This is a genomic window from Longispora fulva (genome assembly GCF_015751905.1).
GTDB lineage: Bacteria > Actinomycetota > Actinomycetes > Mycobacteriales > Micromonosporaceae > Longispora > Longispora fulva.
Genome location: NZ_JADOUF010000001.1, coordinates 8255481 through 8270466 on the forward strand (window position 1 = coordinate 8255481; position 14986 = coordinate 8270466).

The window sequence follows — 14986 nt, forward strand, 5'->3', positions numbered from 1 at the left end:
CGCCGGTCACAGGCGCGGGTCCGTGGGTTCGGACTCCAGGGCGAGGATCGCGAACACCAGCTCGTGCACCCGCCACAACGGCGCGTTGTCCGCGACGGCGTCGAGCGCCGCCAGGCCCAGCCCGTGTTCCCGCAGCGCCAGGTTGCGCTTGCGGTTGAGTCCGCGGTCCCGCAGCCGGTCGAGGTGTTCCGGCGCGGTGTAGTCCGGCCCGTAGATGATCCGCAGGTACTCCCGGCCCCGGCACTTGACGCCCGGCTGCACGAGCCGGCCCCGGGCGCGGTGCAGCAGCCCGGCGTGCGGCTTGATCACCATGCCCTCGCCGCCCGCGCCGGTCAGCTCCAGCCACCAGTCGGTGGCGTCGGCCTCGGACGCGGGGTCGGCCAGGTCGACCACGCGGCGGCCGGTGGCGCGGAAGGTGACCGGGTCGGCGGCCACGAGTCGGTCGCAGACGGCGAGGTGCCAGTCGTGATCGCGGGCCGCGTGCGAGGCGCCCTCGGAGGCAAGGAGCATGAACGGGGCGAGCTGCAGGCCGTCGAGGCCGTCCACCGGCCAGCAGTACTGGCGGTAGGCGTGCACGAAGTCCTCGGCGCGGTGCGACCGCTCCCAGGTCTTGTCCCGCAGCGCCGCGATGTCCAGGCCGCGCTGGTACGCCGCCTCCACGGCCCACGTCGCCGAGGTCAGGGCGGATCGGGCCGCCGCGCCGACGGAGGCGTACTGGGACCGGATCAGGGGGCCGGCCTTGGCCGACCAGGGCAGCAGTTCGCAGTCGAGGAGCAGCCAGTCGGTGGCCAGTTCGTCGAAGAGGGGGGCCGCCGCCGCGCGTACCCGGTCGAGCAGGGCCTCGGTCTGGGAGGGGTCGGTGAGGAACGGTCGGCCGGTGCGGGTGTGGATCGCGCCGGAGGATCCGTCGGGCACGCCGAACCGGGCCAGCGCCGCCGCCTGGTCGCGGCAGACGAGCACGACGGCCCGGGAGCCCATGTGCTTCTCCTCGCACACGACCCGGTCCACGCCGGCGGCCCGGTAGTCGGCGAACGCCTCGGTCGGGTACTCCAGGTACCCGTCGACCTTCGACGTGGACGACGGGGACATCGTCGGCGGCAGCCACAGCAGGTAGCGCGGGTCGATCGCGAACCGGCTCATCACCTCCAGGGCCGCCGCGGCGTTCTCGGCCTCGACGAGGACCGTGCCGTAGTCGGTGCGCAGGTGCCGGCGGCCGGTGATGTCGGCGAGGTTGAGGGCGGCGTCGTCGCGCGCCGGGGCGTCGAGCGGCTTGACCGGCTCGTAGTGCACCCGTTCCGCCGCCACGGAGACCACCGCTTTCTCCGGGTACCGCAGCGCGGTCAGCGAGCCGCCGAACACGGCACCGGTGTCCAGGCAGATCGTGTTGTTGAGCCACTCGGCCCTCGGCGTCGGGACGTGGCCGTAGACGACGGTCGCGTCGCCCCGGTACTCGTCGGCCCACGGGTGGCGGACCGGCAGGCCGTACTCGTCGGTCTCGCCCGTGGACTCGCCGTACAGGCAGAAGTCGCGCACCCGGGCGGATGCCCGGCCCTGGTACTCCTCCTTGAGCCCGGCGTGCGCCACGACCAGCCGGCCGCCGTCCAGCCGGAGGTGGCTGACCAGCCCGTCGATCCACCGGGCCGCCTCCTCGACCCAGGCAGGGTCCTCGCGGGAGAGCTGCTCGAGGGTCTCGGCCAGGCCGTGGGAGACGGTGACCTTGCGGCCGCGCAGCTGGCGCAGCAGCTTCTGCTCGTGGTTGCCGGGCACGCACAGCGCGGTGCCGGCGGCGGTCATGCCCATCACGAGGCGCAGCACCCCGGGGGAGTCGGGTCCCCGGTCGACGAGGTCTCCGACGAAGACGGCCAGCCGGCCCTCGGGGTGGGTGGCGTTCACCGGCCGGCCGGCGGGGTCGCGGAGCAGCGTCCAGCCGAGCTTCGTCAGCAGGGTCTCCAGCTCCGACCGGCAGCCGTGCACGTCGCCGATGATGTCGAACGGGCCGGTGACGTCGCGGCGGTCGTTCCACGCCTTCTCGTAGGAGATGGCGACGTCGGCGGGGTCGCGCACCACGTGCACCTTGCGGAAGCCCTCCCGGCCGAGGTCGCGCAGCGAACGGCGCAGGTCCTGGGCCTGACGCTGCAGCACCTTGCGGCCGAAGTCGCGGTCGGCGCGGGCCTGGGTCCGCTCCCACGCCACGGACTCCGGCGTGTCCAGGACGATCGCCACCGGCAGCACGTCGAACTGCCGGGCGAGCTTCACCAGTTCCGCGCGGGCGTGCCGCTGCACGTTCGTGGCGTCCACGACGACCCGGCGGCCGGCGCGCAGCCGGATGCCGGCGACATGGTGCAGCGCGGCGAACGCGTCCTTCGTCGCGGACTGGTCGTTCTCGTCGTCGGCGACCAGGCCCCGGAACGCGTCCGAGGACAGCACCTCCGTCGGCAGGAAGTGCTCGCGGGCGAAGGTGGACTTGCCGGAGCCGGAGATGCCGACCAGGGCGATGAGCGACAGCTCGGGAATGTCGAGGTTCATGCGCCGGCCTCTCCGGTCAGTGCGGTCGTGGTGTCCTGGTGGAAGATGGCGAGCTGGGTGGGGGAGCCGACCTGCGGGTCGTCCTCGCCGACCGGCCGGAGTTCGGCGGTGTAGCCGTACGCCGCGCAGACCCGGGCGGTCCAGGCGGCGAACTCCGCCCGGGTCCACTCGAACCGGTGGTCGTCGTGCCGGTGCCCGTCGAGGGACTCGTAGCGCACGTTGTACTCCACGTTCGGCGTCGTCACGATCACCGTGCGCGGGGCGGCGTGCCCGAACACGGCCCGCTCCAGGGCCGGCAGCCGGACCTCGTCGACGTGTTCGACGACCTCCATCAACACGGCGGCGTCAAAACCCTTCAACCGGTCATCGTGGTACGTCAGCGCCGACTGGATCAGCGTGATCCGGGCCCGCTGCCGGTCGGGCATCCGGTCGAACCGCAGCCGCCGCTCGGCGAGGGCGAGGCTCACGCTGGACACGTCGGCGCCGACGATCTCGGCGTACCGGCGGTCGGCCAGCAGGTCCTCCAGCAGCGCGCCCGGCCCGCAGCCCAGGTCGAGCACCCGGGAGGCGCCGGACCCGGCGAGCGCGGCCAGCACGGCCTCCTTGCGCAGCGTGACCAGCGGCTTCTTCCGCTCGACCTCCTCGGGGTGCCCGTCGTCGGCCTCCTCAGCGACGCCATCGGCCGCCTGGAGCCGTTCGAGGGCGCTCTGCGCCAGGCTCCGCCGGCCGGCCAGGTACCGGCGCGCGATCAGCTCCCGCTCCGGGTGCCCGCCGAGCCAGCCGTCCCCGGCGCGCAGCAGCTTGTCGACCTCGTCCTCGGCCACCCAGTAGTGCTTGGCGTCGTCGAGGACCGGCAGCAGGACGTAGAGGTGGTTGAGCGCCTCGGCCAGCCGCAGGGTGCCGGTGAGCCGCAGCCGGACGTACCGGGAGTCGCCCCAGTCGGGGAACGCCGGATCCAGCGGCACCGGGACGGCGTCCACGGTCCAGCCCAGCGGGGCGAACAGCCGTCCGACGACGTCGGCGCCGCCCCGGCACGGCAGCGCCGGCACCTCGATCTCCAACGGGATCGCCGTGTCGACCAGGTCCGCGCGGTCCCGGCTCGCGCCCTTGAGCGCCGACCGGAACACCCGGCCCATGGCCACGGTCAGCAGGCTGGAGGCGGCGTAGGGCCGGTCGTTGACGTACCGGCCCAGCGAGAAGCCGTCCGGGGACTTCTGGCCCTTCGACGGTCGGGCGAGTTCCACCGGGTCCACGTCGAGGAGGAGCGCGGCCGTGCACCGGTCGGCGGTCGCCTCGGGGTAGAAGACGTACGCCGTCCCGCCGGTCGTCGCGAAGGACTGCACCCGGTCGGGATGCTTGACCAGCAGGTACCCGAGGTCGGTCGCCGGGGTGTGGGTGGTGGAGATCGTCAGCAGCACCCGTCGATCATCCCAGCCCGTGACCACTGGTTTTCCGGGCCGGCGGGACACCGGCCCCGGCCGGCTAGCGGGGTGGCAGGTAGCAGGGGGAGAAGATCAGGAGGCGCAGGATGTGGTCGTACCCGGTGACGGAGATCTTGTAGCCGTCGGTCGGGTTGCGTGCGGTCAGCGACCAGTCGCCGCTGGGGAGTTTGTTGAGGGGTTCGGTGAACTCGTAGCCCTGGGCTTTCCAGGTGTCGTGGAGGGTCTGGAAGACCGTGTGCTGGTCGCGGTCGGCGGCGAAGGGCAGGTCGTAGGTGCCCTGGATGTAGTAGCGGTCGTCGGTCGCCGTCTCGCCGCCCCTCCCCTCGCACGGGGCCGGGCCCAGGCCGACCTGCTTGCCGTGTTCCTGCTGGCCGGTGACGGTGGCCGCGACACCGCGGAAGTACGTCTGGACCTGCTGGCTGGCGTCGGAGCTGCTGCGGGTCAGCAACGGTGCCTCCTTGTCGGTGCCGCCGCCGCAGCCGGCGAGCAGAACGAGAGCGATCGCGACTGTCGCGGACAGTCGCGCGGGGCCGGGAAGTCTCATGGTCTGGCCTTCGCGGTGAGCTTGACGTGGTCGTAGTCGCCGGCGATGACAGCCGCCTGGTTGCGGAGGCTGTCGCTGCCCTGGCTCCAGTACCCGCTGTGGCCGCTGGTGTCGACCCGGTACACGTTGCCGCCGAACTGCGGCTCGCTGGGCGGGACCAGGTGGGCCAGCCCGCCGACAACGGTGACCTTGTCGTCGGCCGCCGCGCCGGCGTACACGTGCCGCGGGTCGATGTGCAGGTCCCGGGCGTTGGTGACGTCCATCCCGGGGCTGCCGGCCGTCACGATGTCGTCGACCGCCAGGTGCCCGACCTGGGTGGCCTGCCCGATCACGGTCGAGCCGTAGCTGTGCCCGACGGCCGTGAGGTGGGCGGTCGGGCCGTCGTGGGTGGCGCGCAGCCCCGACACGAACCGGTCGAGGGCCGCTCCGCCGACCTCCGCCCGGTGCGAGCCCGCGGCGGTCTGGTCCACCTCCGGCGCGTCGTAGCCGAGCCAGGCCACCACGGCGACACCGCCGGGGCCGCCGCCGGCCGGGGTCGCGGCCTCCTGCAGCCGCGCGGACCGGTCGATGTTGCCCAGCATGCCGCTCGTCAGGGAGGTACCGACCCCGGGCACGAAGACGGCCGTGTGCGCGGCCGTGTCGGGGTTGCCCACCGACACGAGGAGCCTGCCGTCGCCGGTGGTGTCCAGGCCGAGCAGGAGGACCGGCGGCTCGGCGGCCTCGTTGATCCTGCCGTACACCCGGTCCAGGGTCGCGAGCTTGGGCTCCAGGCCGGTGATCTCGCCCTGCAGGGCCGCCAGTTCGCGACCGGAGGCCCAGGTGGTGTCGTAGGCCGAGGGGTAGAGCGAGTGCAGGGTTCCGTCGCGTTCGGCGGCGTGGACGAGCTCCAGGCGGGCCCGGAGCTCCGCCAACCGGGCGGCCATCGCGGCGCGCTCCTGGGCCAGGCTGATCCGGTTCGCCTGGTCGCGGTCGAGGGCCGGCACGCCGTCGAGCCAGCCGACCAGTTCCGGGTACGCGGCGATCGCGTACCCCCGTTGCTCCGGGCTGAGGCCCGACCACCAGGCGCGGACGGCCGCCGGGTCCCTGCCCCGCTGCCCCGCGACCACCGACCGGTCGACGAGCGCGGCCGGGAGCCGCCGGGGCAGCGTGCCGTCCGCTCCGGGGGTGTTGGCGGCGAGGCGCGCGGCCGTCGCGTCGTCGAGGGTACGGGCCTGGGTGGTGATCTCCGCCAGGCTCTGCAGCAGCGTCCGGGCCGACATGAGGGGACCCTGCCGCGGGTGGGTGGCGGCGTCCGGCGGGGTGATCCGACCGGTCGCCCGGTCGACGACGTAGCCGTTGTCCTCAGCCTCGGCGATCACCTGCATCGCCCGGCGGCGCAGTGCCGTCATGCCGTGGGCGTAGGCGTCCAGCGCCAGGCTGATCTGCCGGACCCCGGTCTCGGCCGCCCCGAGGTCGTCGCCGAGCGCGGACAGTGCGCCGCCCGCCGCCGACGCCGCCGGGCCGGCGGTCCAGGCGTCCGGCAGTCTCCGGGACGCCCGGGAGTGCTCCTGTGCGGCGTCCGCGAGCCGCCCGGCCACGGCGGCCCACCCGCCCGGCAGCTGGTGCACCTCCTCGGGAACGAGGGCCAGCAGGTCCGGAATCGTCAACTCGCTCATCCGGATCAGCCGTCCGCGTCGGACGACAGCCGCTGGCGGATCACCCGCGCGTGCGCGGCCGCGGCCTGGTCGGTGGCGGCGTAGGAGTTGGCGGCGGCGGTCAGCCCCGTGCCCGCACCCGTCAGCCGCGTGGCCAGGACGGCCAGCGCCGTGTACCAGCGGGACTCCGCCGTGCGGGCCGCCGCGGCCGTCGCCGACCCGGTACCGTGGCCGCCCGGCGGGGCTAGATGGTGGTTGCCCGCGCCGTGCGCGTTGCCGACCGTGCCGCCCACCGCGCCGACCTGCCCACCGAGAGTGCGCAACGCCGGAGGGTCGACGCCGGTCCTGTCCATGCCAGTGTTCTGTTCCCGCACGATGGCCGCCCGTCCCGGACCTACTCGTCGTCAGCGCCTGGGACGAGCCTGTCGGATCGGACGAACGAAGACAACACTCCTGTCGAATCGCTGACGGCACACTTGGCTCGATTCGGGCACTCCTCCTACACTCGGTGACGCCAACTTCACCCGCACTGGTGAATGGATGGCACGGGGAGGTGGCGACGTCCGATGGCGGGAACCGAGGACATCCGGCTGGACCCGGCCGCGGCCGGCGCGGTGCTGCGACGGTTGGGCGGACTGCCCGGCGTGATCTCCGCCGTCATGGCGGTCGACGACGCGTCCGGGCGCCGGCGGCACCGGTTCGACCACGCCGCCCACCACTTCGTCGGCGCGTCCGGGCTGGCGTCGGCGCTGCGCCTCGCGACCCGGACGTCGACAGGGGTGCGCGACGCCCGGTCCGTGGTGGAGGCTCTCGACCGCGACCTCGGCCGGCTCCTCGCGCGGACCATGATGGCCCTGGGCGCCACGACCGGCGCGGACGCCACGGCGTCCGACCTGGTCGACCGCACCGGTCAGGCATGGTGAACCGGTGGCGGAGGACAACGGTCCCAGCCCGGACCACAGGGCACTCTTCGCGCAGCTGGCCACAATGATCCGCGCCGACGACCCGCAGCACCTGCACGACAACGCCGACGCCTGGCTGGCCGCCTCCCAGGGGCTGTACGAACGGGCCGGGACCCTGCGCAAGGAGGCCGAGTCGCTCGCCGCGGCGTGGCCGGACCGCACCGGAGCGGCCGTCGTCGCCGCGTTGCGCGCGCACGCCTTCGACCTCGAACGCGAGGCCGGCAAGTACGAGCACAACCACCAGACCATGACGAGTGCCGCCGGGGCGCTGGCCGAGGCGCAGGCGCGGCTCGACCGGGTGGTGGCCGGGCCGCCGCTCACCGATCAGGACCGGGTGGCCGCGGCGGAGGAGATCCTCGCGGACCTGGACGGGGAGTACCAGACGAGCCATGCCCGGATCGTGAGCCCGACGGTGTGGGCCGACGTGCAGGCCGAGCGCAGGTGGGTGGACACGGGCGGCTCCGGGGCCGCGCCGAGGGCCGGTGGGTCCGCCCCGGAGTTGGGCCCTGCTCCGGGCCCGGGGGCGGGGGGCCAGGCCGGGACCGGAACCCGCGATGAGGTTGGGACGGGGGCTGGCGAGCCTGCCGGGACGGGAACACCTCCGGGTGCGGCGTCCGCAGGTGGTGGGTCGGCCGCTGGACTGGCCGGCGGTGGCACCGGCGGTTTCGGCCGCGCTCCGGTGCCGGGTGCGCCTTCGACCGGCCTGTGGCTCGAGGCGGGACTCCCGAACGGTGCGGCACCCGGATCCGCAGCACCGGCCGGCTCCGCCTGGTCCGCATGGTCCGCCGGCTCCGCGTGGTCCGCCGGGCCCGCCGGCTCCGCGGGATCCGCGGCGTCTGCCGGGTTCGCCGGATCGGTCCCGGGTGGAGCCGCCGGGGTCGCCCCACCGCCCTCCGACATCCGGCGCGCGGAGTCCTCCGGCACCGGCGGTCCGACCCCGGGAGCGCCCGGTCCGGGGTCCCGCCGGCACGGCGGTTCCCGCAGGGCACCGGCCCTGCCCGGGGCGGACTGGCTCGACACCGAGGACGCGGCCCCCGGGGTCCTGGGCGGCCGACGCCGCGCGGGGGAGGAGGACGACCCCCGGGCGCACGCCTGGGAGACCGACGACGACGGGTTCGCGCCGCCCGGCGACGCGGCCGACGACGATTTTCCGGGTACCGCGTCCGCCCCGCCCGCCACCGACCCCTTCGACGAGTCCTGGCAGGTCGTCGAGTCCGACGACGTCCCCGATGAGCCGCCGGCCGGATCCCGGGACTGGCGGGCGGGGCTGACCGAGAAGGAGCTGCGGGCATGGTCACGGGTCTCCGGCGTGGAACTGGCACCGGGTGCCGGCTGTGACTGACCGCGCGGTGCGCTGGCTCGGCCGGTCCGGGACCGTCGTCCTCCTCGGCCTCGCGCTGACCGCCACCGCCGCCGGCCCGGCCCGGGCGGACGCGATCCGCGACCGGCAGTGGCATCTCGCGGCGCTGCACGCCAGTGAGGCGCACGCCGTCAACCAGGGCGAGGGGGTCACGGTCGCCGTCGTCGACTCCGGCGTCGCCGCCGGTCACCCGGACCTCGAGGGGAACGTGCTCCCCGGCGTCGACCTGACCGGTACGACGCCGGACGGCCGCACGGACACCCACGGCCACGGCACCTCGATGGCCTCCGACATCGCCGCGCACGGTCACGGCCCCGACGGCCGGGACGGGGTGCTCGGGCTCGCGCCCCGGGCCAGCATCCTCCCCGTCCGGGTCAGCACCGACGGGCGCGGTGGCGACGTCGGCGCCGGAATCCGGTGGGCCGCCGACCACGGGGCACGGATCATCAACGTGTCCAGCGTGTCCCCGGACCTGTCCACGGTCCGTGAGGCGACCAGCTACGCCCTGGACAAGGGCGCGGTCCTCGTGGCCGGCACCGGCAACGACGGCACGTCGGGCGTCGGCGCCCCGGCGATGTACCCGGGCGTGGTCGCGGTCGGCGGACTGGACCGCACCGGCGCCCTGTGGGCCAGGTCGAGCCGGGGCCCGGAGACCGTGATCACGGCCCCGGCGGTGGACATCGTGTCGACGGACCCCGGCGGCCGGTACGCGATCGCCAACGGCACGAGTGACGCGACGGCCCTGGTGTCGGCGACGGTGGCGCTGATCTGGTCGCGGTACCCGCAGCTCGACGCCCACAATGTGATCCACCGGCTGGTGGCCACCGCTGACCACCGGGGCGAGTCCGGCCGCAACGGCTCCTACGGGTTCGGCGCCGTCAACCCGTACCGGGCGTTGACGGAGTCCGTGCAGGCGGTCGCGGTCAGCCCGTTGGCTGCGCCGACCTCGGCCCCGCTGACCGGGGCCCCACCCGTCGAGGCGGTCACCGCCGCGCGGCCCGCCGGAGGCCCGGTCCGCGTGCTGGCAGCCCTGGCCGGCGGCGGTGCGCTGCTCCTCGCGCTGGGGACGGTCGTGGCCGTCCGTCGCCGCCGGCGCTGACCACGCACACCTCTGTACATCGCATTTCCCCTGAAAAAGCACTTTTGCGGGGGTACGCTGCGACTGCCGGGGGCCGTGACCATGGCGGAGGGAGCTGGCTGATGACGGTGCCCGTCGCGGGTCCCGGTCAGCGGTGGACCTCCCGCTGGTGGAGCGACTGGCGGCTCGGCCCTCTCGCGGTCGGCGTCCTCGCCCTCACCTCGTGGTACCTGACCGACAGCGCGGGCCTGCCGGTGCAGAGCCGGGTGGGCTGGCTGGCGCTGCTCGTCCTGCACGGGTGGGCCCTGGCCCTCGCGCCGGGGATCGCCCGTCGGGCCGTGGCACCCGGTCATCGCCGGTTGTGGTGGGCGGCGACCGTGGCCCTGGCCTGCTTCCTGCTCGGCGACGTGGTCCAGCTCGTCGCGATCGCGACCGGCCCGATGACGACCGAGACCGTGACCGGGGTACCGGGGCAGGCGGCCCTGGTGACCGCGGGAGTCGTGCTCTTCCTGGCCGGGATGGTGGCCACCCCGCTCGGCTTCTCCACGCCCGGGGAGCGGCTGCGGTTCTGGTTCGACCTGGGCACGGTGATGGCCGCGGGGCTCGCCTGGGGGTTCTACCTCGCCGCCCGGCCTACCCTGGACGCGCGCTCGGCGACCGGACTCGTCGGGACGCCGGTGTTGTTCCTGCTCGAACTGTTCGCGATCACCCGACTCGCCTTCAGCCGGGTGCCACCGTTCACCCGGGCCGCTGGGACGCTGTCGGTGTCCGCGGCGGTGCTGGAGACCGTGATCCAGGGCGCCTCCGACGTGTACTGGTGGGAGAACGGCCGACTGCACCTGCTCCTGGCCGTGACCGTGATCGCCAACGCGCTGGTGACGGCGGGGGTCGTGGTCCAGTACCACGAGCTGTCGGTCGTCGTGGACCGCCGGGGCCGGCCACCCCGCCGGCGGTTCAGCCTGCTGCCCTACGCCGCCGTCGCCAGCGTGTACGTCGTCCTGGTGCTGACTCTGGCGGACAACGGCCTGGACGTGCGCGCCTGGGCGGCCGTCGCCGGCGCGTTCCTGTGCACCCTGCTGGTGGTCGTGCGCCAGGTCCTGGCTTTCCGGGACAACGAGCGCCTGGTCGACGAGCTCAGCGCCGAGGTCGGACGACGCCAGCGGCTGGCCGCCGAGCTGCACCACCAGGCCTTCCACGACCGGTTGACGGGCCTGGGTAACCGGGCACTGTTCACCGAGTACCTGGAGGAGATCGTCGCCGGGGACGGTCGGGCTGGCGAGACCGCGGTGATCATCATCGACCTGGACGACTTCAAACCGGTCAACGACCGGTTCGGCCACCGCGCCGGTGACGAGCTGCTGGTCGCGATCGCCGCCCGGCTGCGGGGCTGCGTCCGCGACACCGATGTGCTGGCGCGCCTCGGCGGGGACGAGTTCGGGGTCGTGGTCACCCACCCGGACCACACGGTGGTCACCGCCATCGCCGAGCGGATCGTGGCCGCGGTCGCCGACCCGTTCCAGGTCGCCGGTCAGCGGGTCGTGGTGGGCGCGAGCGTCGGCGCCGCGATCGACCGCGCCGGGCGGCGGACCGCCGACGCGCTGCTGCACGCGGCCGACTCGGCGATGTACGCGGCGAAGAAGGGCGGCAAGAACTCCGCCCGGGTGGTCACCCTCGACGAGCCGGACCCGCCGCGGGCGTGACGACAGGGGCGGGGTGCCCGGACCCGCCGCGGGTGAGGCGGGTCCGGCCCGTCGGTGATGTGGCTAGCCGATGTCGATCAGGACCTTGCCGACGACCCCGGCCTGCACGGCGTCGTGCGCGTCGCCGGTCCGCTCCAGCGGGAACCGGCGCAGCGGCAGCCCGGCCTCCTCGCCCACCGCCAGGACTCCGGCGGCCGCGGCGTCGGAGAGGTCGGCCACGGCGAGATCCTTGTCGGCCGCCGGCATGGTCAGCACCAGCACGAACTGGTAGCGCACGTTGCGCCCGACCACCAGCCGGGTCGGGATCGTCAACTTGCCGTCGCTCTCGGTGCCGTACGCGGCGACCGTGCCGTTCGGGGCGAGGACCTCCAGGTCGGTGTCGACGTTCATGCTCGGCGCCAGTTCGACGATGAGGTCCACCCCGCCCGGTGCGACGGTGCGGATGTCCGCCACCACCGTGTCCGACCGGTAGTCGACGGTGTGCGCCGCCCCGGCCGCGCGGGCCAGCGCCGCCTTCTCCGGACTGCTCACCGTCGCGATCATGGTCGCCCCGGACCAGGTGCCGAGCTGGATCGCGGCGTGCCCGACGGCTCCGGCTCCGCCGGCCACGAGCACCGTCCGCCCGGCCAGGGCACCGGGGCCGAGCCGGTCAGGACCGTTCTGCACGGCGAGCAGGCAGCGGTGGGCAGCGATCGCCGGGATGCCCAGGCTCGCGCCGACCTCGAAGGAGACGTCCGCCGGCAACGGCACCGCCTGGCGCGACGGCACGACGACGTACTCCGCGGCGGTGCCGTGCGGACGGTGCCACGCCGCCTCCCAGATCCACACCCGCTGCCCGAGCCTGTCCCGGTCGACGCCCTCGCCGACGGCGTCGATCACCCCGCTGCCGTCGTGGTGCGGGATCACCTCGGGGAACATCAGGGCGCCGTTGCGGTGGCCGAACTGCCGGGACTTCCAGTCGGCCTGGTTCACCCCGGAGATCACCACCCGGATGCGGACCTCACCGGGGCCCGGCTCGGGCACCTGTCGGTCAACGAACTCCAGCACGTCGCGGCTGCCAGCCGACGAATACACGATGGCCTTCATGCCGGGAGGCTATCCACCAATCCACCGCTCGACAATGGACCGGGAGCAGCGCCGTCAGCATGGAGGATGGGCGCCACAGAGCCCGTTCGCCATCCGCCGGAGGCGCTACCCAGCCCGAGCGTCGACTTCAGCGGCCCGCCGTGGACCGTCCGGGCGGACCCCGGGCGCCGCCGCCGGACTTCCAGCCCACGGTGAACGGACTCCGGGTGCCGCAGCCGGACGTCCGGCCCGTCGTGAGCGGTCCCGGCTGCCGCGGCCGGCGACCCATGAGCTGTCAGAGTGAGGGATGCCCGGCCGCGGACGGCCGCAATACGCTCCGCACGGAGCGGTGGTGGGCACGCCCGGAATCGTCGGCACGTCGCGGCCACGGGAACGTGGTCCGTGCGGCCGACGGGATCGGCGTTCCAGGCGATCGCCGGGCCGTCACTCACGGGAGTTCGTCGCGGGCCACCTTGTCGGCCCCGAACGCCGGATACCGGCGGGGAGGCCGATCGTCCCGATCAGAGAGGCACAGACCATGTACGACACCGATGTTTACCTGCGGCGGCTGGGGCTCGACGGTCGTCCGGCCCCCGACCTGGCGACGCTCGTCACGCTGCACAAACGGCACATGGAGTCGATCCCGTTCAGCAGCGTCGGCTCGCTGGCCGTGCCGACAGCCAGCGGCGAGCTGGTCGATCTGGTCGACTTCGACGAGGACGCGACCTTCGACGCGGTGGTGGCCGCCGGCAACGGCGGAGGCTGCGTCCAGATGACCCGGCTGTTCCTGCGGCTGCTGCGCGACCTCGGATTCGCCGCGGACCTGATCGCCGGCACGACGGCCGAGGGGCTGGAGTCCTACGGCGTCGAGGTCGAGCACATGGCCATCCTGGCCCGGGTGGACGGCGGGTCCTGGCTGGTGGACATCGGGTACGCCGGGCCGTCGTTCCTCGAACCGCTCCGCCTCGACGGGGTCACCCGGGACCAGGCGCAGTACGGCTGCCGGTACCGCCTGGTCGAGGACGGCGACGGCGCGCTGCTGCAACGCCGGCCGAAGCTCGGCCAGTGGAGCACGGTCTTCCGGTTCACCACGAAGACCCGCGAACGGTCGGACTGGGCCCCGGCCCACCGGGCGGTGAACGCCGCGGTGGCGGCCGCCGGCGAGGGCGGGCCCGAGCTGTACAGCCGGGCGGTGGCCGACGGCCAGGTGGTGTTGAAGGGCCGGCGGTACCTGACCGTGCGGTCCGGCATCGAGAAGGCCCGGACCGTCGTCGACGACGCCGAATGGCACGCGTTGCGCACCGCCATCCTGGCCGGCGACGTCCGCTGAGCCCCGCAGGGGAATCGCAGTATCAACAGAGGGAGGAATGGGCATGCGCCGGAAGATAGCCCGGTCGGAACGGATGTACGTCGGGGAGATCAGGACGCAGGCGTTGTCGACCTGCGTGGTCCGCGGCGGAGTCGACCCGGACCTGTTGGACGCCGCGTTCACCGCGGTGCTGGCCGAACAGCCGTCGTTGCGCAGCCGGATCGAGAAGGACGGCGACGACTTCTACCTGAGCCTGCTGGACCCGGGCGAGCTGCCGCGGCTGCGCGTCCGGCCGGACGAGCCCGGCGCGCGGCTGCGGGAGTACAACACTCCGCTGCATCTGGGCGGCCCGCTGGCCCGTGCGGTGCTGCTGACCGGGTCCGACGAGGACACCGTGATCTTCGGCGTCGACCACTCGATCAGCGACGGGCGCAGCTCGACCTCGTTCTGCCACCGGATCTGGCAGCGCTACATCGACATCGAGGCCGGGACGTACACGGCGCCGACCGGCCCGCAGGACTGGCATCCGGCACTCGACGACCTGTTGCCGCCGCGCACCGACGCCGAGCTGGACGCCTACGTCCAGGAGCGGCTGCGGCGGGCGGAGGGCGCGCCGGTCGCGGCGCTGCCGTACCTGGCGGCGGGGTCCGCGGCGGACGTGCCCGCCGAGGGCGTCATGACCTCGCGCCGGCTGTGGCTGACCGAGTCGGAGACCGCTGGCCTGCTCGCGTTCGCCAAGGACGTCGGGGTGTCGGTGAACGGACTGGTCGGCGCGGCGCTGCTGGCGGCCGTCCGCGACGGTCTGCCCGCCGAGATGGCCGACCACCGGCTGTCCAGCTTCTGCACCGTGGACCTGCGCGACCAGGTGGCGCCCACCCTCGGCAGGGAGGCGATGGTGCCGATGGTCTCCTGGTTCCGGGACCTGCTCGACGTGCCCGCCGACGTGGACCTGGTGAAGCTCGGCCACCGCTTCACGACCGAGCTGCGTGCGGCGATCCAGCGCGGGGACGGGGCCCTGGAGATGCAGTCGTTGGACCGGCTGTTGCAGCACCCGCAGGTGTGGCCCACCAGCCTGGTGCTCGCCAATGTCGGCAAGATCGACGGCCCGCCGTCCCCCAAGGGGCTGGAGATCGTCGACATGACCAAGTTCCCGCTGTCCAGCAGGTGGAACCCGGGGGCCGGCGAGGGCCCGCTGCTCGCCTCGCCGACGACCATCTACGGCCGGTTCAGCCTCGAGATGCCCTACAGCACGCAGTGCTTCACGGCGGGGCAGATGGACGCGATCCACGACCACGTCCGCGCGTCGCTGTTGGACTGCGCCGACCGCGCGCCGCAGCGCTGACCTCGTGGTCGGCCGGAGTCCCTT

The 14986-nt window shown here is 74.0% G+C and carries 12 protein-coding genes; 6 read left to right on the forward strand and 6 right to left on the reverse strand.

The genetic code is table 11. The annotated features are described in order from the left end of the window. Positions 1-6: 6 nt before the first annotated feature. The 5 genes from IW245_RS38280 to IW245_RS38300 all read right to left on the reverse strand — a co-directional run bounded on the left by IW245_RS38280 (position 7) and on the right by IW245_RS38300 (position 6499). On the reverse strand, positions 7-2526 hold the full coding sequence (locus IW245_RS38280) for a polynucleotide kinase-phosphatase (protein WP_197007932.1): 2520 nt from the start codon (positions 2524-2526) through the stop codon (positions 7-9). Next, positions 2523-3944 (reverse strand): 3' terminal RNA ribose 2'-O-methyltransferase Hen1, encoded by a 1422-nt coding sequence (locus IW245_RS38285; RefSeq protein WP_197007933.1) that lies wholly within the window; start codon positions 3942-3944, stop codon positions 2523-2525. The genes IW245_RS38280 and IW245_RS38285 overlap by 4 nt, the downstream gene beginning before the upstream one ends. Before the next feature lie 64 nt (positions 3945-4008). Next, the gene (locus IW245_RS38290; RefSeq protein ID WP_197007934.1) at positions 4009-4512 is read right to left on the reverse strand and encodes a hypothetical protein; all 504 of its coding nucleotides are present in this window, start codon (positions 4510-4512) and stop codon (positions 4009-4011) included. Continuing rightward, positions 4509-6167, reverse strand: coding sequence for an alpha/beta hydrolase (locus IW245_RS38295; RefSeq protein WP_197007935.1), 1659 nt, complete (start codon positions 6165-6167; stop codon positions 4509-4511). Before IW245_RS38295 ends, IW245_RS38290 begins: the two co-directional genes overlap by 4 nt. A 5-nt stretch (positions 6168-6172) precedes the next feature. After that, positions 6173-6499: a hypothetical protein gene (locus IW245_RS38300; protein WP_197007936.1), complete on the reverse strand. Its 327-nt coding sequence runs from the start codon at positions 6497-6499 to the stop codon at positions 6173-6175. Between the two features lie 213 nt (positions 6500-6712). Between IW245_RS38300 and IW245_RS38305 the strand changes: the two genes are divergently transcribed. The 4 genes from IW245_RS38305 to IW245_RS38320 all read left to right on the forward strand — a co-directional run bounded on the left by IW245_RS38305 (position 6713) and on the right by IW245_RS38320 (position 11246). After that, entirely contained in the window at positions 6713-7069 is a 357-nt protein-coding gene (locus IW245_RS38305) for a hypothetical protein (protein ID WP_197007937.1), read from the forward strand. 4 nt (positions 7070-7073) lie between these two features. Continuing rightward, positions 7074-8450 carry a hypothetical protein gene (locus IW245_RS38310; RefSeq protein ID WP_197007938.1) on the forward strand — a complete coding sequence of 459 codons (1377 nt, stop codon included), beginning with the start codon at positions 7074-7076 and terminating at the stop codon, positions 8448-8450. Continuing rightward, positions 8443-9567, forward strand: coding sequence for a S8 family serine peptidase (locus tag IW245_RS38315; RefSeq protein ID WP_197007939.1), 1125 nt, complete (start codon positions 8443-8445; stop codon positions 9565-9567). The genes IW245_RS38310 and IW245_RS38315 overlap by 8 nt, the downstream gene beginning before the upstream one ends. Positions 9568-9668: 101 nt before the next feature. Next, complete coding sequence (locus IW245_RS38320) at positions 9669-11246, forward strand: GGDEF domain-containing protein (RefSeq protein WP_197007940.1); 1578 nt, start codon at positions 9669-9671, stop codon at positions 11244-11246. Between the two features lie 63 nt (positions 11247-11309). On the opposite strand, the gene IW245_RS38325 is transcribed toward IW245_RS38320, so the two are convergent. Continuing rightward, complete coding sequence (locus tag IW245_RS38325; protein WP_197007941.1) at positions 11310-12332, reverse strand: NADPH:quinone reductase; 1023 nt, start codon at positions 12330-12332, stop codon at positions 11310-11312. Between the two features lie 517 nt (positions 12333-12849). On the opposite strand from IW245_RS38325, the gene IW245_RS38330 reads away from it, so the two are divergent. Both IW245_RS38330 and IW245_RS38335 read left to right on the forward strand, forming a co-directional pair. Further along, entirely contained in the window at positions 12850-13641 is a 792-nt protein-coding gene (locus IW245_RS38330) for an arylamine N-acetyltransferase family protein (RefSeq protein ID WP_197007942.1), read from the forward strand. A gap of 43 nt (positions 13642-13684) precedes the next feature. Further along, positions 13685-14962 (forward strand): phthiocerol/phthiodiolone dimycocerosyl transferase family protein, encoded by a 1278-nt coding sequence (locus IW245_RS38335; RefSeq protein ID WP_197007943.1) that lies wholly within the window; start codon positions 13685-13687, stop codon positions 14960-14962. Positions 14963-14986 lie beyond the last annotated feature (24 nt).